Origin of the sequence: Paenibacillus sonchi, from assembly GCF_016772475.1 — a bacterium.
GTDB lineage: Bacteria > Bacillota > Bacilli > Paenibacillales > Paenibacillaceae > Paenibacillus_AQ > Paenibacillus_AQ sonchi.
Window position 1 is genome coordinate 5,381,263 of record NZ_CP068595.1, and the last position, 22,582, is coordinate 5,403,844.

Annotated in this window: 16 protein-coding genes and 2 pseudogenes; 15 read left to right on the forward strand and 3 right to left on the reverse strand. The window is 52.3% G+C overall.

Annotated features, from left to right (window positions below):
* Positions 1–91 precede the first annotated feature (91 nt).
* From JI735_RS24030 to JI735_RS24080, 10 genes and pseudogenes are all read left to right on the forward strand, one after another.
* Positions 92–409 carry a DUF6442 family protein gene (locus JI735_RS24030; protein WP_039835689.1) on the forward strand — a complete coding sequence of 106 codons (318 nt, stop codon included), beginning with the start codon at positions 92–94 and terminating at the stop codon, positions 407–409.
* Between the two features lies 1 nt (position 410).
* The gene (locus tag JI735_RS24035; RefSeq protein ID WP_039835688.1) at positions 411–617 is read left to right on the forward strand and encodes a helix-turn-helix transcriptional regulator; all 207 of its coding nucleotides are present in this window, start codon (positions 411–413) and stop codon (positions 615–617) included.
* 157 nt (positions 618–774) lie between these two features.
* Entirely contained in the window at positions 775–3,045 is a 2,271-nt protein-coding gene (locus JI735_RS24040; protein WP_202676507.1) for a WD40/YVTN/BNR-like repeat-containing protein, read from the forward strand.
* A 173-nt stretch (positions 3,046–3,218) separates the two neighbouring features.
* A pseudogene (locus tag JI735_RS24045) lies at positions 3,219–6,194 on the forward strand (glycosyl hydrolase).
* Positions 6,195–6,442: 248 nt separating this feature from the next.
* Entirely contained in the window at positions 6,443–7,306 is an 864-nt protein-coding gene (locus tag JI735_RS24055) for an ABC transporter permease (RefSeq protein ID WP_099091734.1), read from the forward strand.
* Positions 7,307–7,354: 48 nt separating this feature from the next.
* The gene (locus JI735_RS24060; RefSeq protein WP_039835682.1) at positions 7,355–8,260 is read left to right on the forward strand and encodes a carbohydrate ABC transporter permease; all 906 of its coding nucleotides are present in this window, start codon (positions 7,355–7,357) and stop codon (positions 8,258–8,260) included.
* A gap of 72 nt (positions 8,261–8,332) precedes the next feature.
* Positions 8,333–9,991 carry an extracellular solute-binding protein gene (locus JI735_RS24065; protein WP_039835681.1) on the forward strand — a complete coding sequence of 553 codons (1,659 nt, stop codon included), beginning with the start codon at positions 8,333–8,335 and terminating at the stop codon, positions 9,989–9,991.
* A 123-nt stretch (positions 9,992–10,114) separates the two neighbouring features.
* Positions 10,115–11,680 (forward strand): response regulator, encoded by a 1,566-nt coding sequence (locus JI735_RS24070; protein ID WP_039835680.1) that lies wholly within the window; start codon positions 10,115–10,117, stop codon positions 11,678–11,680.
* Between the two features lies 1 nt (position 11,681).
* Positions 11,682–13,400, forward strand: a complete 1,719-nt coding sequence (locus JI735_RS24075) for a cache domain-containing sensor histidine kinase (RefSeq protein WP_202676510.1) — start codon at positions 11,682–11,684, stop codon at positions 13,398–13,400.
* Between the two features lie 51 nt (positions 13,401–13,451).
* Positions 13,452–15,248, forward strand: coding sequence for a glycoside hydrolase family 36 protein (locus JI735_RS24080; protein ID WP_202676511.1), 1,797 nt, complete (start codon positions 13,452–13,454; stop codon positions 15,246–15,248).
* A gap of 625 nt (positions 15,249–15,873) precedes the next feature.
* On the opposite strand, the gene JI735_RS24085 is transcribed toward JI735_RS24080, so the two are convergent.
* Both JI735_RS24085 and JI735_RS24090 read right to left on the reverse strand, forming a co-directional pair.
* Positions 15,874–16,236 (reverse strand): hypothetical protein, encoded by a 363-nt coding sequence (locus JI735_RS24085; protein WP_202676512.1) that lies wholly within the window; start codon positions 16,234–16,236, stop codon positions 15,874–15,876.
* A 46-nt stretch (positions 16,237–16,282) separates the two neighbouring features.
* Positions 16,283–17,170, reverse strand: a complete 888-nt coding sequence (locus tag JI735_RS24090; protein WP_039835673.1) for a LysR family transcriptional regulator — start codon at positions 17,168–17,170, stop codon at positions 16,283–16,285.
* 195 nt (positions 17,171–17,365) lie between these two features.
* Between JI735_RS24090 and JI735_RS24095 the strand changes: the two genes are divergently transcribed.
* From JI735_RS24095 to JI735_RS24115, 5 genes are all read left to right on the forward strand, one after another.
* A complete protein-coding gene (locus tag JI735_RS24095; protein WP_202676513.1) occupies positions 17,366–18,442 on the forward strand; it encodes a YeiH family protein in 1,077 nt (358 codons plus the stop codon).
* A gap of 246 nt (positions 18,443–18,688) precedes the next feature.
* Positions 18,689–19,273: a class I SAM-dependent methyltransferase gene (locus tag JI735_RS24100; RefSeq protein ID WP_083886714.1), complete on the forward strand. Its 585-nt coding sequence runs from the start codon at positions 18,689–18,691 to the stop codon at positions 19,271–19,273.
* Positions 19,270–19,911 (forward strand): phosphatase PAP2 family protein, encoded by a 642-nt coding sequence (locus JI735_RS24105; protein WP_039835671.1) that lies wholly within the window; start codon positions 19,270–19,272, stop codon positions 19,909–19,911. Before JI735_RS24100 ends, JI735_RS24105 begins: the two co-directional genes overlap by 4 nt.
* Positions 19,908–20,603 carry a response regulator transcription factor gene (locus tag JI735_RS24110; RefSeq protein WP_039835670.1) on the forward strand — a complete coding sequence of 232 codons (696 nt, stop codon included), beginning with the start codon at positions 19,908–19,910 and terminating at the stop codon, positions 20,601–20,603. Before JI735_RS24105 ends, JI735_RS24110 begins: the two co-directional genes overlap by 4 nt.
* 13 nt (positions 20,604–20,616) lie before the next feature.
* Positions 20,617–21,672, forward strand: coding sequence for a sensor histidine kinase (locus JI735_RS24115; RefSeq protein WP_233476037.1), 1,056 nt, complete (start codon positions 20,617–20,619; stop codon positions 21,670–21,672).
* On the opposite strand, the pseudogene JI735_RS24120 reads toward JI735_RS24115, so the two are convergent.
* A pseudogene (locus JI735_RS24120) lies at positions 21,650–22,503 on the reverse strand (SDR family oxidoreductase). The gene JI735_RS24115 and the pseudogene JI735_RS24120 overlap by 23 nt on opposite strands.
* Positions 22,504–22,582: the final 79 nt, after the last annotated feature.

Below are 22,582 nucleotides of genomic sequence, written 5' to 3' on the forward strand. Positions count from 1 at the left end.
TTTTCATATTTGCCAATAAAACTTGGGGTAGTATAATGATTTTACCAAGTTTTATTGGCATGATTTTGTCAATCTGTGAGGAGGGTTTTTTATGAAAAAAGAAGAAATATTACAAAAAAGCAGAGAAGAGAAAAAGGACGAAGGCAAGGAATTTATTTTCAATAAAGGAAGAAAAAGCGGAGTTATCGGCATGGTAATCATGTTTGGCATTTTAGCTGTTTTCAACTTGTATAATGATCGCCATGAAACAACTTCTGCATTAATAGCCATGTTTTTCGGATATCTGGGCAGTGAAAGTTTTGGGATTTATACATTAACTAATAAAAAAATGGATTTACTCAAAACCGTTATAGGATGTATTTTAAGTATTTCCTTTTTAGTGTTGTATTTTAACGGGGTGAGAAATTAGTATGAGCGAACCTTTAGTTTTAAAAAATAATCTCCGGAAAGCAAGAAGCGAACACAATTTATCGCAGACACAATTGGCAGAAATGGTTGGCGTTTCAAGAAATACGATAAGTTCTATAGAAACGGGGCAGTTTAACCCTACAGCAAAATTGGCTTTGATTATATGTATTGCACTGGACAAAAAATTCGAAGAAATGTTTTATTTTTAGGAAATAAATTGAAATACTTGCTTCTGCATAGAGGCCTCTGATATATGGAAGGCACTCCAACTTCCTTGCTCAGCAGCAGATTTCGTTGCTCCCGGGGATGCACGTAAACGCAGCACCAAGGTAAGCTTAAGAAGAATCAAGGAAGGGGGAAGGGAATGTGGCTGGGATTCCGTCCGAAACCGGGCAGGTCTGGTCACCGGCCTCGCTGGGCGGTGGCGGTTATATCACGGGATTGCTTCAGCATCCCGTACAAAGCGGAGTCCTGTATGCCCGCTGTGATGTGGCGGGCGTCTTCGCCAGCCTCGATGGCGGCTTCACCTGGGAGGCGCGGAACGGCGGGCTGGGCAAGGCTTATCACCACCAGGTGCAGAGCTTTGCCATTAGTCCGCACCGACCGGAGGTGTTGTACCGCTGCTCCGGGGAGGTGCGGAGCCGTACCTTCTACGGCTCAGTACACAAGTCAGCCGACGGCGGGCACACCTGGAGAGAGGTGTGTACGGGGATGGGCTTTTACGGCAACGGGCCGACCCGGATGTACGGGGAAGTCATCGCAGTAGACCCCTACCACCCGGAGGTCGTAGCTGCCGGGGGGTACACCGGCGGCTTATGGATCAGCCGGGATGAAGGGGAGACCTGGAAGCGGACTCCGCTGCCGGAGGAACGGTACGGTTGTGTCGCTTTTCATCCGGGCATACCGGGAATGCTGTATGCCGGAACCATAAGCGATGAGGATCTGAATATGGACTACGCCGAGACAGGCGAAGGAGGAGTGCTGGGGCTGCTTCAGGACCTGCCCCGGGGGAACGCAGGCAGGCTGTATGCCAGCAGCGATCTGGGGGACACCTGGATTCTGCTGCATGAAGGCCCAAGCTTTGCCGAGCTGGCCTTTGATACCCGCGATCCGCAGCGGCTGATGGCAGCCTGCATCTGGAACGGCATTTGCAGCAGCCCGGATGGCGGGGGGACCTGGCAGACTGATATGGCCGGACTGCCGGAAGCCGGACAAAGATACGGCACGGTTGTGCAGGACAGCCATCAGCCGCAGCGGTGGTATACAGCCCCTGATGTCCGTCCGTATATGAAGGCGGTTCCCCCGGTTCCGCTGTATGTATCCGGATTAGCCGACAGCGAGTGCGGGGTATGGCAGCTCCTCCGGCAGCATAACGATGAGGATCTGAGCGGGTTCCCGGACTATATGGATCACTTCGGCAGCGGATCACGGGCGGCGGCGGCCGGATGGGCGATATCCACAATTATCGCTGACCGGTTCATCGAAGACCGGCTCTATCTGACCAACTGGTACGGCGTTGCCGTCAGTTCAGACGGCGGGAGAACCTGGTGTGCAGGTCAGTTTCGCGGGCTGGAAACAACATGCATGGAGGCGGTCGCCGCAGCGAAGCGGCAGCCGGGCACATTCTGTGTGACGATGGCTGATCATCCGCCAAAGGTAACGGAGGATGGCGGCCGAAGCTTTTGGAATCTTCCGGGTATCCCCGGTTATTCAGGGAGTACTGCTGCTGTAATTTCCCGGTCAGACCCCCGCCGCTATCTCTACGGATTAGTGGGTCACGGGAGGACCGCCTGCATTGCCGTCCATCGTGACGCCGGAGAGAAGGCTTCAACCGTACTGCCGCTCGGGACCGGATTGTTTGTGCAAGCTTTGCGGGAGGACGGAGTGAAGAGCGGGAGCTTTTATGCTTATGTGGATGGTCCGGTAGCTTCAGGAGCTGGTATCTACCGGTCCATTGATGACGGAATGACCTGGGAGCAAACCGCTTTTCGTCCTCCGTCTTACATGGATACCATTCCGCATCACAAGACCTGGATCGAAGCCGAATTGCTCTCCGTCGTGGTCTACCAGGTCAAAAATGCCTGCGGGGCCAATCAATTGCTGGCTGCAAGCCCGTTTCACCAAGGCCGGATACTGGTAGGCGAATGGACCGAAGGGATTTGGGAATCACGCGATGGCGGTGACACGTGGAAGTCCATCGGTGAAGGACTGCCGTTTCAGCGCAGCGGCCCTGCTTCCGTACTGAACGCTATAGCCTATTCAACAATTCACCCCGATCGGATGTATGCAGGATTCATCTCAGAAGGCCTGTGGCACAGCAGCAATGGCGGACGGACCTGGAGCAAGCTGTATCCGCACATAGAAGGTGAGGTTTTCAATGTCTCGGCATTGGCCGTAGGCGCGGATGATGAAGGAGAAGATCTTTTGCTTCTGGCCAGTGAACCGATGGTGGTCAACGGTACGGACTCACAGGTTGTATACAGCCGGGATGGCGGCTGCAGCTGGCAGGCTTGGGAGCAGTCCGGGATTGGCGCAGTGCGCTGGAAGGGAATGGCCTTCGATTGTGAGGGCAGACAGGTGCTTGGCGTGACCTGCGGGAACGGAGCCTTTCATATGCGCCTGGCGGACAAAATATAAAATGGCACAAATTCCGGACATCGTTGCTGCAGCATAGTTTTCGTTGCTGCTGTACCTTGTTGAATTTTGTGGAAACCGCTTACATTGAAGGTGCCGGACGACATTATTGTCGTAATTCCACCGGCGTATGTGAGTGGAGGCCTGATTGAAATGGTACCGCATATGGTGAAAAAATGGTTCCATGGTTGCCTGGCCGCAGTTATGTTATTTGCTGTATTTATTGTCCACCCGGCTCCGGTGCAGGCGGCTGGCGAAAATCTGCTGGCCAATCCGGGTTTCGAGGCCGGAGATGCAGCTTGGGAAAAGTGGGGGAGTCCGGTGGTAACAACCGCCGAGAAGCATGGAGGTGAAAAAAGTCTTCAGGTGAAACGGAACACCGGGGGAGCTTCGGCTTCCGTGGCAGTGAAGGAAGGAAAAACGTACCGGGTCGGTCTATGGGTCAAATTTGCCGCTGCAGGGGTCACAAATGCAACGATTGACATGGACGCTTTCGGTGCGCAGCAGACGAAGGAGCAGCTCCATTTTTCCGGCTCTACAGATTGGGAATACCGTCAGCTGTTGTACACGCCAGGTCCGGGTGTACAGTATATCCGTTTGTCATTCTGGAACGGCACCAGCAAGGACTATTACATCGATGATGCTGTTATCCGGGAAAACGTGGATATTGAAAGTCCGACGGCTCCTGGTATGTGGCAGGCCCAGCATGATCCCGAAGCACTGAAGCTGACCTGGGCCGGCTCCACAGATGATATGGGCGTGGAGTCCTACCAGCTTGCTTACAAAAGAACAGATGCTGCGGACTGGAACACAGTGGCTGTACCTCATCAGGAATCAGTCACGGAGTACACGTATACGCTGGAAAACCTCGATCCTTATTCGGTGTATGCGATAATGCTGCGGGCCAAGGATGCCGCAGGCAATACCTCTGATGCCGTAATGGGCCTCGAAGCTACCCCCGGACCCAATCTGGTGATCAACGGCGGCCTGGAGACTGGAAATACGGTACCGTGGCAAAAAACAGGGACGGTCAAAACCACGACCTATGATCCGCATTCTGGACAATATGCGTTGCAGTTGTTCCATAACTCTACAGCCAGAACGTCAAAAGTACCGTCTATAAGCAGCACTTCCTATCTCGTATCGTATTGGAGCAGATTTAATGCCCCCACGCCTGGAACCTTTTCCGTTACCCTTGATGTATATCAAGGTCTAACTGCTCTCCACTATCCGTTCTATACTAACGCTACGGCCGCATGGTCCCGTTCGGAGCAGATCATTCAGACAGGAAATGGAATATCCCTCCTGCAGCTGCGGGCCGGCAATTATAGCGGCGGAGATATGTTCCTTGACCAGGTGTTTGCAAGTGTAATGCCCGAAATTCCCGCTGATCTGAACCCCGGCGCGCCTGCAGGCTTCATGGCAGGGACCGTAGACGGCGTATCCGCTGAGCTGCAATGGGCTGCCTCCAGAGGCCCCTTTGGTGTGAGGGAATATAAGCTGTTGTACAAAAAAGCAGCCGACACCGAATGGACCAGCCTGACGGTACCGTATGTCCCCGGCCAATCCCAGTATGTCTACAAGCTGGAAGGCTTGTCGCCTGAAAGCATGTATGACATTGAGGTGAAGGCGGTCAGTGAAGGGACAGCCATTTCAGCAGCGAGCGCGCTTCAGGTGACCACCGGCAAGATGGCGCCGGTCAACCCGGGCGCTTCCGTAGAAGCGGCAGCACTGCTTGACCGGCTCTATGCAGCAACAGGAAACACTATTTACACGGGCCAGCATAATTATTACGAAGAGCCCGCGAAATGGTACGATAAGGCAGCTGAGCTGACCGGATATTATCCGGCATTATGGGGCTCGGATTTCGCCTATTATATTGGCGGGGATATGGGCGAGCTGCGCCAATCTATGATTGATGAAGCGATTCTTCAAGGCCAGGCGGGAACCATGGTAACGCTGACGTATCATCAGACCCGGCCCATGGACCCGGCAACCTCCGGCTGGGAGAGCGTTACAGGGGATGTAACGGAAGCCCAGATGACAGACATCGTCACGCCGGGCACCGAGCTGTACAATCAGTGGGCTGCCCAGGTGGATGAGGTTGCAGGATATCTGGAGCAGCTGCAGGATGAAGGCATCCCGGTATTATGGCGTCCCTATCATGAGATGAATGCTGAATTTTTCTGGTGGGGGCAAGACCGGAGCTGTTCAAGCAGCTGTGGCACAATATGTATGACCGCTTAACCCATCTGCATGGCCTGAATAATCTTATCTGGGTATGGAATCCGAATGCAGAGAGCTCCTGGGCGTATGATTCAGCCCCGTATTATCCCGGCCATGATGTTGTGGATGTGCTGGCTATGGATATTTATAACAATGATTACCGTGACACCTATTACAACAAGCTGGTGCAGCTCAGCGGAGGACGGCCGATTGCCATCGGTGAAAACGGCGAGCTGCCGGATATGCAGATGCTGCGGGAGAAGCAGCCGAAGTATGTGTATTTCATGACCTGGGCCGATTATTTGACTGATAAAAATTCAATCAGCGCCATTCAGGCGCTCTACAGCGACCCGCGTGCGCTGAACAACGGGGAAACCGGCAATGGCCCGTATGTTCCGCCTCCGGTGGACAGCTATCTGATCGACGATTTCGAGTCGTATGGCGGCTCGAATGGAAGCCTGCGCTCCAAATGGCAACGCAATGTCTCCGGCAATGCTGCGACGGTAACGCTGGATACGTATGGGCTGAACAGCGGAACCTACGGGCTGAAGCTGGATTATACCATTGGTAATCCCGGTTATGCCGGAGTCTACCGGAGCATGGGCAAGGAATGGCCGGGCATGCAGGCCATCACCTTCTGGCTGCAGCCGGACGGCTCGAACCGCCAGCTGGCGGTCCAGTTCCATGAGACGAATGGCGAGGTCTGGGAAGCCGGAATTAAGCTTGAGGGGACGGCCGCGCGGCAGGTGACCATTCCTTTTACTGACTTCGCAAGGCCCGGATGGTCTACCGGCGGCAACGGTGTTATCGATTTGGGCTCCATTAAAGAATTCGCCTTCTATGTGGCCCAGGGCAGTGGTGTCCAGGGCAGCGGAACGCTTTACATTGACGATGTGCAGGCTGTGAAGCTCCCGGCGGAAGAGTAGCTCTGCAGCCCTTGCGGACAGCTTCTGAAGGATGGATACGCAGTGCTCAACTCTTCATTGCTGGAGCACACTTTTCGTTGGCCACGGTGCTGGAGGCTCCTTCCTGAACTGAATAAGATTATAGTGTAGAGCAAGCAGATACAGGAAGGATGACAAACGTGGACATCGAACGAAAGGTCATTACCAGGCCAAAAGGAAAGCCGGTGACATGGTGGTCCAGGTGGATCAGGCAATGGGATATTCAGCTGATGGTTGTACCTGCCATGCTGTTTATCTTCGTGTTCAGCTATCTGCCGATGTATGGGGTGCTGATGGCGTTCCAGGATTATCAGCTGTTCGGCGGCTTTTTTCACAGTCCCTGGGTCGGGTTCAAGCATTTTGAGGCGTTCTTTAACTCCCCTGACTTCTGGAATGTTATGCGCAACACGATTGTAATCAGCCTGCTGAAGCTGTGCATCGGGTTTCCGGCACCCATCCTGCTGGCGCTGATGCTGAATGAGGTCCGGCTGATGCTGTTCAAGCGGATCATCCAGACCGTCAGTTACCTGCCGCATTTTCTGTCCTGGGTCATCGTCGGCGGGTTCGTGGGCTCCATGCTTTCGACTGATAATGGAAGCGTTAACATGCTGCTGATGAACCTGCATCTGACTTCAGAGCCGATCAGCTTCCTGTCGGTGCCGGAATACTTCTGGGGGATTCTTGTCGGAACGGGTATTTGGAAGGAGATGGGGTTCGCAGCCATTGTCTATCTGGCGGCCATTGCCGGAATTGACCCGCATCTTTATGAAGCCGCTTCCATTGACGGGGCAGGGCGGTTCAAGCAAATTCAGCTGATCACGCTGCCCTGCATCCGGCCGGTCATTATCATCTTCCTGATCCTGGCGGTAGGCAATATTCTGAATGCCGGGTTTGAGGATATCCTGATTCTGGCCACCAACCCGATCCTGCGTGATGTATCCGATGTCATCGATACTTATGTCTACCGGATGGGGATTCTGAACAACCGCTTCTCCTATGCGGCGGCTGCGGGACTGTTCAAGGCAGTTGTAAGTATCGGGCTGCTGGCACTGGCTAATAAGGCAGCAAGAAAAATGGGCTCAAGCCTATGGTAAACACTATTGCTGAAAATAAATTTGGCACAAGAAAGCGGGGAGCGGGTGATGATGAAGCTGTCGGCGGGAGATAAAGTTCTGCAAGTTATGATATATACAGTGCTGCTGCTGCTGGGCTTCATCACCCTGTACCCCTTTTGGAATTCGCTGGTGATTTCCTTCAATGTGGGCTCGGATACAGCGCTTGGAGGCATCACGTTCTGGCCTCGCAGCCCGACACTGGATAACTACGAGGTGGTGTTCCGGGACAGCCGCATCGGCCATGCATTTCTGATCTCCATCCTGCGCACCATCGTAGGTACAACACTATCAGTTCTGTTTACGGCTATTTTGGCCTATGGCCTTTCCAGGCATGAACTGATGGGACGCAAAGTATATATGGTATTCTGCATCATTACTATGTATTTCAGCGGCGGACTGATTCCCACCTTCCTGCTGCTGCGCGAGTTTGGCATGATGGATACCTTTTGGGTCCTGGTCATTCCCGGAATGATCAGTGTATACAACATGATTATTTTCCGGACGTTCTTTTTGGGGCTGCCGGCGGGACTTGTGGAGTCGGCGCGGATCGACGGCTGCAATCATATCGGAGTGCTGACCCGCATTATTTTGCCCATCTCCGGTCCTGTCGTGGCTACCCTGTCGTTGTTTACGGCCGTATACCACTGGAATGACTGGTTCTCGGCCAGCATCTATATCAATGATACCCGGCTGATTCCGATTCAGACCCTGCTCAAGCAGATTCTGAATTCCAATATCGTGACGGATCAGCTTCAGAAGGCCATTGGCAGCAGTGCGGCAGCTCAGGACCGGCTCGCGCTCGTGCAGTCGGTAACCAGCAAATCGCTGATCATGGCAACCACGATGGTGGCTACACTGCCGATCATTACGGTCTACCCGTTCCTGCAGAAGTATTTTGTAAAAGGTGTGCTGATCGGGTCGCTTAAGGAGTAGAGAAATCATGCAAGCGCTGGTGGGGGCTCAAATCAGGTCATACCAAGTGAACATTAGAGAGGGGTTACTCATTTGAAGTCTACGAAGAGTTTTCCGCTGCTGAGTGTTGTATTGTGTTCGGTGCTTTTGATCGCCGGTTGCGGCGGGGGGAACAATGGGGCGGCTCCGTCCGCTGAACCTACTAAGGAGCCTACGGCAACGGAGACTGCAGCGGCAAGTGCAAGTCCTGAAGCAGCATCCACAGCTGCTGGAAGCACGGTAAAGCCGGTTTCCTTTACGTACTACAGCAATTATGACTGGGATACCACAGAGGAATGGGGCCGAGACTCCACGACCAAGTGGATCGCCGATACCTTGAAAGTGAAGATGACGCCGGTTCAGTCCAGCGGCGCGGCTGAGACCAAGTTCAGCACGATGATTGCTTCGGGAAGCCTGCCGGATGTTATTATGATGGACCGGGGAGCCAATGTGGAGCGGCTGCGCCAGCCCGGACTGCTGGTGCCCCTGGATGATTATCTCGACCGCTACCCCAATCTCAAAAATAATGCCGGTGAAGCCACGCTGAACATGCTGCGCTCGGAAGACGGCAAGCTGTACCAGTTCCCTAACTGGTATACTTCAAGCCCGAACGGCAACGGCGGCTGGATTATTAACCGGAAAATATACAAGGAACTCGGTTCGCCGAAGCTGGAAACCTACGATGATCTGTACGCCTACCTGAAGCTGGTGAAGGAGAAGCATCCTGATGTGGTGCCGCTTGAAGTAGGGGCTAAAGGCCGGGGGCTTGAAACGATGTACGGCAGTTTTGCTGAAAATAAACCCTACCTGCCCAAAGCCAATCCGGTAGGCAATACGCTGCAATCTATTTTTGAGGATCAGGTGTTCATCGAGAACATGCAGTATGCCAGCAAGCTGTTCCGTGAAAAGCTCATTACCCAGGATATGTTCACCCAGACCGGGGACCAGATCTCCGAGAAGCTCAAAACAGGCCGCGTAGCTGTCTACGTGGACGGCGACGTGGTGAACCCGGGACGCGGCGCTGACACTGCCTTGCGTACTACTGATCCCGATGCCGGTTACGATATCATTTGGCCGATTCACAAAGCCGGTCTTGACGCAACCAAAATTACACCGAACAACTACAATTCGCTGGGCTGGAACGTGCTGGTCATCACGAAAAATGCCAAAGACCCGGAAGCTATCTTCTCCTACCTCGACTGGGTGACGGGCGAAGAGGGTCAGCGTATCCTGAACTTTGGCCGGCAAGGCCTCTATTGGGATGAGTTCGATGCGGACGGCGTGCCCATTCTGAACGAGGCAGGCCTGAATACCCCGCAGGGCGACAAGGACAAGGAAAGAATCGGCCGCTTCAACTGGGTCGGCAACACTACCTTTATTGATCAGACCAAAGCGAAGATGGATGCGCAGCTTCCGGCCGATAAGCAGAACTGGACTACGCTGGCCCAGCAGAAAGTGACCTGGAAGACCTCGAAGAACTTTACCGAATTCGTGAATCTTGATCCGCTGCCGGACTCGGAGGAAGGCACCATTGCCACGGCAGTGAACGATATTTATCAGGAGGCTTTTGCGAAAACACTGTACGCCAAGAGTGATGACGAGGTTCTGAGTCTCTTGAACAAAGCGAATGAGGACGCGAAAAAAGCAGGTTATGAGAAGCTGCTGAAATACCAGACTGAGAAATGGCAGGATAATCTTAGCAAGATGAAATAATGCTAGAGCCGTCATGATCCGTGGGGTATACTGAAGCCAAGTGTACCCCTTTTACTATTTTATGTAATTCTTTAATCTGAATTAACGGGGGCGGAATGAGATCGGATGCGGGGGAGGGATGGGATGTACAAGGTTCTGCTGGTTGACGATGAGCTGTTGGATCTGGAGGGGCTGCAGCGTTTTATGAACTGGGAAGGTCTTGGCATGGAGGTGTGCGCCGCCGCAAGCAGCGGTTTTGAAGCCCTGGAGGTGCTGGAATCGCAGGCCGTGGATATTATGGTCACCGACATCAGAATGCCGATCATGTCAGGGATGGAGCTTGCGCGCAGAGCGCTTGAGCTGAACCCGAAGCTGAAGATTATTTTCGTCAGCGGGTATGAGGATTTCCAGTATGCCAAACAGGCCATTTCCATGAGCGCGTCGGGTTATGTTCTGAAGCCCGTGGACGATGCTGATATGCGCAGGTCGCTGGAGGAGGTCCGGGAGACGCTGGACCGGGAACAGGAGCACTCGCATCTGGAGCGCTATTTCTCCGAGTCAGAGCCGCTGTTGCGCAGAGAGCTGTTCATGCAGCTGCTGGACGGAAACCCGGATGAAGCCAAGATGCTGCCGCTGCTTCAGCGGGTCGGGATTTATTGGAGCGATACCAGATTGTACACGGCCCTGCTGGAGCCGGATGATATGTCCTGGAAGCTGAATGGCTACAGTGACGGAGCGAAAGCCGAAATCGAGAACATGCTGGAAACGGCAATCGAGCGGTATTGTGCGGAGGAGCAGATTCAAGCCTGCAGAACAGAACGGTTCCATTACGCGCTGATTCTGGAGGAACATGTGGACCGCGCAAGACTGCGCAGGCTAATACAGCAGGCAGTGGCGGGAACACCGCTTACGGTTACCATTGGTGTAGGCCCGGCCGTGAGCCATTTGCGGGAGCTGCGGAATTCCTTCCGGCAGGCCAGAAATGCGCTCGGACTAAAGCTGTTTCTGGGCAAAGGCAAGCTGATTCTCCATTCCGATGCCAGAGGGCCGATATCCGCCTCCGTCAAGGATCTGGACAGTATTCTGCAGTCCTTGTTTGCGGCGATGTCCTCTTACCGGCTGGTCGATGTGGACGACTGCAATGAGGAGCTGTTCGTCTGGGTGGGCAATATGGAGACCAAGCTGGAGATCTACCAGCTGTTCCTGCACATCGTCTCCAGGCTGGATGCTTACCTGCATACGATCAATGAGGATTTTTATGAGCTGCTGGGGCTGGAACGGAAGCATCTCAATATTCTTTATGACCTGGAAACCATAGATGATATGAAATCCTGGCTCCGCCGCCGGATGTTCGAGCTGTCCGAACGGCTCCAGCGGAAGCGCCAAGGAAAAAAACGCAAGCTCGTAGAGGAAATTCAGGCATATATTGAAGAGCATCTGGAGCATAATGTCATGCTGCGGGATGCAGCCAACCATTTTTCCTTTTCCCCGAATCACCTGGGCCAGATCTTCTATGAGGAGACCGGAGTGTACTTCTCCGACTATGTGGGACTAAGGCGGCTGGAACGGGTGAAGGTGCTGCTTGGCGATCCGAAGCTGAAGGTATATGAAGCCGCGAACCGGGTCGGCTATAAGAATCTCTCCCATTTCAGCAAGCAGTTCAAGGAATTTTACGGGGTCAGCCCTGGCGACTACAGGAGACATCTGTGATATGCGGCGCAAGGTGAACATTCCTTTTGGATACAAGCTTATTTTGCCTTATGTGCTGTGCCTGCTGATGGCCGTGCTCACGGTTGGCCTGTTCGCCTATGCGCATTCCGTAAATTCCCTCCGGGAAAAGACGCGGGAGAACCTGCAAGGGACGCTCAGGCAAATGCGCGACAATATCCGTTACCGCACGGATGATATTGAACGGATTACGAACAGCCTCTACTACAATTACAGTCTTCAAAATGCTCTGCGCCGCTACGATCAGGGCTGGTACAGCTATGAGACCATGACCAAAACCCTCATGCCGGCGCTTGAAAATCTGCTTAATTATACAGCCAGCAATATTGGCTTGTCGCTCTATCTCCAGAACGAAACGCTGCCCGAAATATTCTATAAGGATGAAGAACAGAACCCGCTGCTCTCCACCAAGCGTTACGAGATCTACCATCTGACGCGGATACAGGATACGGACTGGTACCGACTGCTGCAATTTTCGGGAACCCTGCCGGGACTGAGCCGCTGGCAGCAGATTCTGCGCGATAAAGAGGACGGTAATATATCATTACTGCAGCGTCTGGATGATGTGCAGCGGGGGAAGGAGATCGGTCTGGTCCGGGTGAGCGTGCAAATCCGCGATCTGCTCGATTCCGTAGATTACCGCAAGATCGGCGAGTACAGCACGCTCGTCGTGCTGGACGCTAGCGGCAGGACTGTCCTGCAATCTTCGCCGGAAGGCGCAGAAGAGGGGAATCCGCGGACTGCACCCGATAGGCTTGTGCTTAGTGAACCGCTGTACGGGCTGGGGTGGCAGCTGCAAGCCTATATTCCGGACAGCCTGTTCGACCAGAGCGCGGGCGAGGTGCGCCGGATGACCCTGCTGGTTTGCCTGATCAGTGCATTGGTATTGGCTGTTTTGGGCATCTGGGTGTCCGGTTATTTCTCACGGCGGATTCAGAAGATCGTGGGGTCGCTGAATGCTTTTCACGACGGGGATTTCCACAAAAGAATCCGTTTCAAAGGCAATGACGAGCTGGCGCAGATTGCCATCGCCTTCAACCGGATGGGCAGCAATATGGAAGAGCTGATTCATAAAAATTATGTGGCCGATCTTCAGAAAAAAGAAGCGGAGCTGGAATCCCTGCAGGCCCAGATCAACCCCCATTTTCTCTACAATACCCTTTCCTCCATTAACCGTCTGGCCCAATTCGGCGATATCGGCAAGCTGCATATTATGGTGCAGGAGCTGGCGAAATTCTACAGGCTTTCCCTGAACCGCGGTGAAATTCTGACCACAGTAGGCAAGGAAATCGAACATGCCAAAGCGTATGTGGCGATCCAGTGCATTAAATACGGTGAACGGCTTAGCGTATATTATGACATTGATCCTGAGGTGCTGGAGTATGCAACGGTCAAGCTGATTCTGCAGCCGCTGATCGAAAATGCGCTGGAGCATGCCTGGTTCGGGACCACTCTGGGCATCCGGCTTGTCGTGGAGAAGCGGGAGGCGGAGATCGTGTTCAAGGTAATAGATAACGGCGTCGGCATGAATGCGGATACCATCCGCCAGATATTGGCGCCGGAAGGCCCGCGGATCGGTTATGGCATCCGCAACGTCGATTCCCGGATCAAGCTGCATCACGGCAGCGGCTACGGAGTAACGATTGCCAGCCGTTCCGGCATCGGAGCCTGCATACAGATTACTATTCCCTGCCGGATGTAGCGTTGGCGTACACAGGCAGTCCTAACCGGTTAAAAAGGAGCTCAGAACCTATTGAAAATTACACTTCCTGACGGCTGTGAAATCAGAGTGGATGGACAAAGCGGCAGCTTTGAAGTTTCGCTATCCTTAGTACAGGATAATGCTGAAACAGGTATACATGTTATTCGTCTTGTTCTGCAAGCTCCGGCTCCGGCTGTTCCGCCGGTTTTATCCATGAAATGGAGCCGGGCCGCAGTGGATGTGCAGGGACTGTGGCATCCGTCGGTGGAACGCAGCCGGGCGCTGATTCCCGATTGGTGGCAGGGCTTCGCCTCCAGAGCGGCGTCCTCCGCACCGGTGATCAGCCTGTACGGGAACCGGGGGAATAATGTGCTGACCTTTGCCTGCTCCGATGTCCTGCATCCGGTGGAGCTTCATGCAGGTCTTCATGAGGAAACCTCATGCTTTCATTGCTCCGTGACGTTGTGTGCTGAGCCCAGGCCGCTAGTGGATCATCTAGAGGTTGTCCTTCGGCTGGATAGCCGCAGCTGTCCTTATTATGAAGCGCTTCGAGGAGTGGGTGAATGGTGGGCAGGACTTCCCGGCTGTGAGCCGTCCCCCGTTCCGGAAGCCGCCAGGGAGCCGATGTATTCAACCTGGTACAGCTTCCACCAGCAGCTGGAGCCTGAAGCGGTGGAGGCTGAATGCGCTTTGGCGGCAGCGATGGGCTGCCAGACGGTCATAGTGGATGACGGGTGGCAGACCTCTGACGAGACACGGGGGTATGCTTATTGCGGGGACTGGAGGGTGAGTGCCGATAAAATTCCCGATCTGAAGGCTCATGTTGCCGTCATACATGATCTGGGGATGAAATTCATGCTGTGGTACGCGGTTCCGTTCATCGGCAAGCACAGTGAGGCCTGGGCTAGATTCAGGGATAAACTTCTGTATGTAAATGATGCTATGGGTGCAGGGGTTGTAGACCCCCGCTACCCGGAAGTACGGGAGTATCTGACCGGCATCTATGAGCAGGCTGTCCGGGACTGGGACCTTGACGGCTTTAAGCTGGATTTTGTTGACAGCTTTTATGCGGTTAAGGATTCGCCTCCCGGGAAGGAGGACGGACAAGACACTGTATCCGTGCATGAAGCGGTAGACATGCTGCTGAGTGGCATCATTTCCCGGCTGCGCCGGCTGAAGCCCGACATTCTGATCGAATTCCGCCAGAATTACATTGGTCCGCTTATGCGCAAATACGGGAATATGTTCCGGGCAGGTGACTGCCCGAACGATGCGCTGCAGAACCGGATGAAGACAATGGATATCCGGCTGATCTGCGGCTCGACCCCGGCTCATGCCGATATGCTGATGTGGAACCCGCAGGAGACTCCAGCCGCAGCTGCGTTGCAGTTTATTAATGTGCTGTTCTCCGTTCCGCAGATTTCGGTCCGCCTGGACCGGCTGCCGCAGGAGCATGCGGCTATGCTGGCTTTTTGGCTCTCCTTCTGGCGTGAACACCGGGAGGTGCTGCTGGATGGCCGCCTTGAACCGCTGCATCCTGAGCTGCTGTACCCGCTGGTCATTGCCCGGACCGCGCAGCAATGGGTGATAGCTGCCTATCAGGATATGGTAATCCCATTAACCGGCGATTTGCCGGACCGGGTGCAAGTGGTCAACGGGACGCTGCTCACGCGCCTGGTGTTGGAGCCCGACCGTGACTCTGGCCCACTGGACATCAAAGTGCGTGACTGCCAGGGAACAGTGACGTCGGAATACAAGATGAACTGGAACAGCGGAGTATATGCGCTTGAGGTCCCGCCGGCCGGCGTGATTACGCTGCAGCCTGTGCATGGACGTGGGCATGAATAATAGCCCACCCGCAAAAAGGTGCAGTTAAAGGGTAGAGGTAGGGGGACGTACGAACAACTATCGATATTGGAGGCGCTGCAGGCTGTATCAAGAAGTTGGTGTAAGAGCAGTTGGTGTAAGAAAAGTTGGCGTAAGAATCGTAGGTACTTTCTCGGGTTGGCGTTAGTGAGTAAAGTAGATAGTAAGTTAAGTAGATAGTAAGGTAGGTAGATAGTAAGTAAAGTAGATATAAGTTAAGTAGATAGTAAGTAAAGTAGATATAAGTTAAGTAGATAGTAAGTTAAGTAGATAGTAAGTTAAGTAGATAGTAAGTAAAGTAGATATAAGTTAAGTAGATAGTAAGTTAAGTAGATAGTAAGTTAAGTAGATAGTAAGTTAAGTAGATAGTAAGTTAAGTAGATAGTAAGTTAAGTAGATAGTAAGCTAAGTAGATAGTAAGCTAGCGAGTTATTTGTGAGTGAGTTAGTGGAAAAAAGGATTATTAATTTGCTTGAGTACCCCCGCTCCACAGGTTAAGTGGAAAAAGTATCACTAATTTGCTTAAACACCCTGCGATCTACAAGTTAAGTGGAAAAAGGATAACTAATTCGGCCCATTTCGAGTCAGGTAGGGTGATATCACATAATTAAGTTCCCTTTTTCCACCTAAACCTCACAATTCCGGATTTTGGGGAGAAATAGGTTCCCTTTTTCCACTTACTGGTCTGAACCAGGCGGCTTGCCCCGGAAACAACGGTAGAAATGCCGTTGTTGGATCGCCGCAGGCGGACTTGCCCGGAAACAACGGCAAAAACGCCGTTGTTGAAGCGCCGCAGGCGGCTTGCCCCGGAAACAACGGCAAAAACGCCGTTGTTGAAGCGCCACAGGCGGACTTGCCCGGAAACAACGGCAAAAACGCCGTTGTTGAAGCGCCGCAGGCGGACTTGCCCGGAAACAACGGCAGAATTACCGTTGTTGGATCGCCGCAGGCCGGCTTGCCCCGGAAGCATCGCAGACCGGCTTCCCTGGTACCCCTAGGCCGCCGCTCCCATAATATTACTTTGCAGGCGCCGCAAGCAGTTTCTCAATAAACATCTGCACAGCCATTCCTTCCGGATTGCCTTTATGCCGGATGATCGAAAATTCCCGTTCAAGCAGCCTCTGCCTAAGCCGCAGCTCGCTGATTTCACCGCCCGCCAGTTCTTTGCGCACGATCCACCGGGACAGCATCCCCAGCCCCAGTCCGGCAGCAACAGCCTCCTTGACCCCTTGACTGCTGTTGAATACATAGGACCGTTTCACATGTACTCCCGATTCCCCGAAAAAATGATCGCTATAAGCACGGGTGCCGGAGCCATGCTCACGCAGCACCCAGGTCTGATCCTGCAGCAGATCCTTCTCTACGGCCAAGCTGTCAGCGAGCGGGTGGCCTGCCGGGGCGATCACGATCATCTCGTCTTTCATATACGGGATGATCGTAAGCTCGGGATCAGCAGTTTCTCCTTCAATAAAGCCGACATCGAGCTGATTTGCCCGTACAGCGGCAATAATCTCCTCGGTGTTGCCGATGGTCACCTGGAGGCTGACAAGCGGATACTGCCTGGCAAATTCAGCTAGCCTTGCAGGCAAAATATATTCTCCAATCGTAAAGCTTGCCCCGATCTGAAGACTTCCCGTTACTTCATCCCGCAGGAGACGAATTTCGCGGTCCGCGTCGTCGTACAGCGAGAGAATCTGCTTGGCGTATTTGTATAATATCGTTCCAGCTTCCGTCATACGGACCTGTTTTGGGGAGCGGTGCAGCAGTCTGGTTCCCAGCTCATTCTCCAGGTTGCGGATATGGAGACTCACGCCAGGCTGCGACAGGTTCAGCAGCTCGCCCGCTTTGGAGAAATGGCTCTGCTCCACCACAGTAACATACACTTTCAGCGCATCAGTAATCATAAGAATCCCTCATTTTAAAATGGATAAATAACCGTAAAAGAGTATTATAAGCTATATTATCATGTTTATATGTCTTAATCATAATAAAAACTAATGTTTAAAATAGCAAACCTGTATTTCACTTTCATGTGCAAGGCTCTTATAGTGGAGCTGTAGAACATTGCTGCCATACGCGGCGGACGGAGAGTGGAGCAGATGAATCATACACATAAGCTGTACCGCATTACTTATAGGCACCTTGGATTCATCCAGGGAATCGGAATCACGTTTTTGCTCGCAGTGGCGGCGAAATACTTGGCTTTGCTGCCATTTCTGAACATCCTTGGACAGCTGGTACTGGCAATCCTGCTGGGGATCGCGCTTAGAGGCGTGGCAGGTGTCCCGCAGAAGGTCATGACCGGCATTCAGTTTTCCGGCAAAAAACTGCTCCGGACGGGAATCATCCTGCTGGGAATGAGGCTAAATCTTGCCGATATTCTGGCCGCCGGGCCGAAGGTATTCGCTATTGCTGTAATCAATATCGCAATTACTTTGTTTATTGTATATGGAATCGCCAAGCGATTCGGAGTTGACAGAAGATTAGGTTTGCTGACGGCCTGCGGCACAGCCATTTGCGGGGCGGCGGCAGTCGCGGCAATAGCCCCCCAGATCAAGGCCTCTGAGCATGAAACAGCCGTAGGAGCGGCGACGGTGGCTGTTCTGGGGACGATTTTCACACTGGTGTATTCACTGCTGTATCCGTTCCTGGGATTGAGCCCGTCAGGCTACGGGATCTTTGCCGGAGGTACACTTCATGAGGTGGCCCATGTCATTGCAGCGGCCGCCCCGGCAGGCAAGGAAGCTGCTGATCTGGCAGTCATTGTGAAGCTGACCCGTGTGGCCATGCTTATTCCCGTCGCAATCATCATCGGGTGCTGGGAAACTTACAGAAAACGCAAGCAGGCGAGCGAGGAGGGAGCTTCACAGGAACAACAAAACCAAGAGAAAGGTCAACCCTTTGAATGGAAAAGGCTGCCGGTTCCCTGGTTTATTCTCGGTTTTCTATTCATGAGCGGAGTGAACACCTTAGGCATTGTTCCGGTGAAGCTTGCAGGCGGGCTTATTGCCCTGGCCTACCTTTTGCTGGCGATGGCTATGGCGGGTATGGGGCTGGGCGTGGATTTGAAAACCTTTGGCCGGATGGGGAAAAAGCCCTTTCTGGCCGGACTTATGGGTTCGGTTCTGCTATCTGGGCTGGGTTATGTGCTGGTGCTTGCTTTTGGATTGGCTTAGAGTTACTGTAACGAACCGGCTCAAAAATCGAATCAGACATCATGAAGTGAACCCTGGCGGCGTTAACGCTGAGATTGATCACTTTGTCCTTCAACTCCTCACGCTTAGGCTTTGGCGTCCTCCGGCATCAGCCGCATTTCTTCCCGATTGCTGTATATTTCTTCAGAATAAATTCAGAATCCCCCAAACTTTTTCTAAAGGTTGTTCAGGTAAGCTAGGAACAATCTAGTAAGGGGGTATTCCAAAATGATGAAAATGAGCGGGTGGCTCGAAGAGAGAGCGGTATTTTTATATAAATTTTTGCAGTCTCCAAGGCAAATTGGCAGTCTTGCACCAAGCTCCGCAGAATTGGCAGCGGTGATGACGAAGCATGTTCCATGGCATCAGATTCAAGCTGTAGCCGAACTTGGCGCAGGGACTGGAGCTGTTTCAAGGTATATTCAAAAGTCAGCGCCAGCCGGCACCAAGGTGATGTTGTTTGAAAAAGATCCATTTTTGCGGAAAAGACTGCAGAGGGCCTTTCCCGGCTATGCTTGTTATCCGGACTGCTGCAAACTGGAGCTTGCCTTGCATAATGAAAACAGCGGACCGCTGGATTGCATCCTGAGCGGCCTTCCTTTTTTCAATTTTCCGCAAAGTCTGAGGGATTTGCTTATGGATCAAATTCTAAGCTCTTTGAAAGAAGACGGCTTATTTATTGCCTTTCAATACAGCAAACAAATGAAAAAGCAATTGGAGCAGCATTTTGTAATAGAGCGGATCTGCTTTGTTCCACGGAACCTTCCGCCTGCCTTCGTATATGTATGCCGGAAGAAAAGAGCAGACTTATGAGACGTAAATTACATGCGTATCTTCCGCTCCTCTGGCTGCTTGCCATCCCTGCCTTAAATATTTTCTATGTCCGCTTGAATCATGGGGGAGGGCAAGTGAACAGCCTGGTAACGGATATCGATAGACAGATTCCGTTTGTACCCATCTTTATTATTCCCTATATCTTTTGGTACGTTTTTATTACGGGGATGCTGCTGCTGCATTTTTTCAAAAATAAAAAGGGATTCGCTCAAACACTGGTCACATTATGTACAGGACTGGTTGCTTGTTATATGATTTATTTACAGTTTCAGACCACAGTGCCGAGGCCGCAGATCGGTTCCTCCGGATTGCTCATTCAACTTGTCGAATGGGTTTACAGGCATGATCAGCCGTTTAATTGTTTTCCCAGTATTCATGTCTTCACCAGCTATTTGATGATCAAGAGTGTGCAAGAGCACGCAGCTTTTTCCCGAAAATTCAAAGCAGCCGTCTATTTCAGCTCGTGGCTCATTATTTGTTCAACCTTTTTCGTAAAACAACATGTGCTGCTTGATGCCGCCGGGGCGATTGCGTTAGCAGAAATTCTTCATTTTGCGGGAAGAACGCTGTTTAACGGCAAAGTTCTTACCCTTCATAAAAGGAGCCCATCAGAGTGAAAAAAATCAATATCCTGGTTGTCGACGATGACAGCGAGATCAGGGATGTGCTGCATATCTATCTGCGTAACGAAGGTTATGTTGTCATGGAGGCAGGGGATGGATTGCAGGCGCTGAACATCCTTCAGCACAATCAGATCCATCTGATTCTGCTCGATATCATGATGCCCAGCCTGGACGGGATTGCCGCCTGTCTGCAGATCCGGGCGAAATATGATATTCCGATCATCATGCTGTCTGCGAAAGAAGAGGTTTTAGATAAAATTACGGGATTGTCAGTAGGGGCTGATGACTACGTCACCAAGCCGTTTAATCCGCTGGAGCTGATGGCAAGAGTAAAGGCTCAAATCAGGCGGCAAAAGCTGCTGTCCTCCCTGGAAGACAACACTGAGGAAATCCGCATTGGCGAGCTGGTTATCAACAAAAGCAGGCATTCCGTTGAGGTGGGGGGTTCGAAGGTTTCGTTAACTCCAATTGAGTTTTCTATCCTGGAGCTGCTGGCTTCACACTGCGGCCAGGTATTTAGTGTAGATATGATCTACCGGAGTGTCTGGAAGGATCATACGGCATATTTCTCGGAAAATACAGTGATGGTTCATATCCGCAATATCCGTGAGAAAATAGAGATTTCTCCCAGAGAACCACGGTACATCAAAACCATATGGGGAGTAGGATATAAAATTGAAAAATAGAAGGCAAGTACGCATGTCCGGCACACATAATATGCGCATACGGCTGATCCTATTCATTTATATCAGTATCGTCTTTGGAATAGGGGTGTCTGCTATTGTTCCGCGAACCACCATTTATTTCCTGGATTTAGTTATCGTAATTCTGTCGTTTGCCATACCGTCGTTTTGCGTCTTTTTTCTGCTGACACGGAATATCATCCGTTATGTGTTCAAGTTGACCGCCGGGCTGGAGATTATTGCGCAGGGCAACCTAAACTATCGGATTATGGAGCTTAGAAAAGATGAACTGGGCGGCATTGCAAGCAACATTAACAGTATGGCAGAGAAGCTGGAGACGCAGATTAACCGTGAACGGCAGTTAGAGCAGGCGAAGCTGGAATTAATAACCGGAGTCTCCCACGATCTGAGAACGCCTCTGACCAGCATCATCGGCTATCTTGATTTACTGAAAGGCAAAGCCTACCTGGATCAGGATGAGCATGACCGTTTTATCGGCAATACCTATAATAAAGCGCTGCAAATCAAGCTGCTGATTGATGATTTATTTGAATATACAAGACTGACCGCACATGAGCTGCAGCTTCAGACCACAACCGTTGATTTGGGGGAGATGCTGAGACAGCTGCTCGTTGAAATGGAACCCATAGCCAAAGAAAACCAGGTACACCTGGAAGCAAACCTCCCAACAACTCCCCTCCTTACCGAGATTGATCCGGATATGATTAAAAGAGCAATAGATAATCTGCTGATTAATGCACTCAAGTTCTCGCTGAAGCCCGGAGTCATTCAAGTGTCACTCCGGCTTCAAAAGGATACCGCACTGATCTGTGTTGAAAATGACGGCGATCCGATTACAGAAGAACAGCAGAGACAACTTTTTGAGCGTTTTTATAAAGCAGGCCATTCACAGAGCCTTGATCACATTCCGGCCGGTGCCGGGCTTGGACTCTCCATTGCCCGAAGCATTGCCAATCTTCACCATGGAGAGCTGGAATGTGAACACTCCGGCGGACATTTCACCTTTCAGCTAGCCCTTCTCCAGGGAGCTATACCCCCGAATATGCCATAAATCCGCCGTCTACCGGCACTGTAATCCCTGTTACAAAACCGGACATGCTTTCGTCCGCCAGCCAGAGCAGGGTACCCAGCAGCTCTTCCGGCTTGCCGAAGCGGCGCATCGGGGTCTGGGAAATAATCTTGTGCGAACGTTCGGTTAGCTCCCCGTCTTCCCGGAGGAGCAGCTTTTCATTCTGCTTCGTGAGAAAAAAGCCCGGCGCAATGGCATTGACCCGGATGCCGGCTTCGGCCAGATGGACAGCCAGCCACTGCGTGAAGTTGTTAACGCCCGCTTTCGCAGCGCTGTAGGCAGGGACTTTGGTCATCGGCGCGGCGGCGCTCATGGAAGAGATATTAATCACCGAAGCTCCCGGGCGTCCGAGCATCTGCCTGGCAAAAATTTGCGTTGGAATAAGCGTGCCAATCAGGTTGAGGTCCATGACCTGCCGGAAGCCGGCGGCAGAAAGATCGAAAAGGAGGTGATCTCCGGATTCTCCAGATCGCCTTCCGTGAAGATTTCTTTCGTTGTGACCGCTGACGGCTGGTTGCCCCCGGCCCCGTTGATTAACAGATCACAAGGTCCCCAGTGGTTCAGGACTTCAGCAGCGGCACGGTGCACACTGCTGTCTTCTGTAACATCGCAGGCCACAGAAACGGCCTGGCCTCCGGCTGCGTTAATCCCGGCAGCAAGGGAGTCTCCTTTTTCCGCGGTCCGGTTCAGAATGGAGACCTTCGCTCCCTGGCGGCCCAGTTCATGGGCCATAACGGCGCCTAAGACACCTGCTCCTCCGGTAATGACAGCAACTTTGCCTGCAAGTGCAGGCTGTAAGGCTAACTTGGCCATGAAAGGCACTTCCTTTCTATAGGGTCCTGCGCTATAGCGCTTCCCAGTATGGCTTGTAGTTTATTGTAGCATTGCTTAG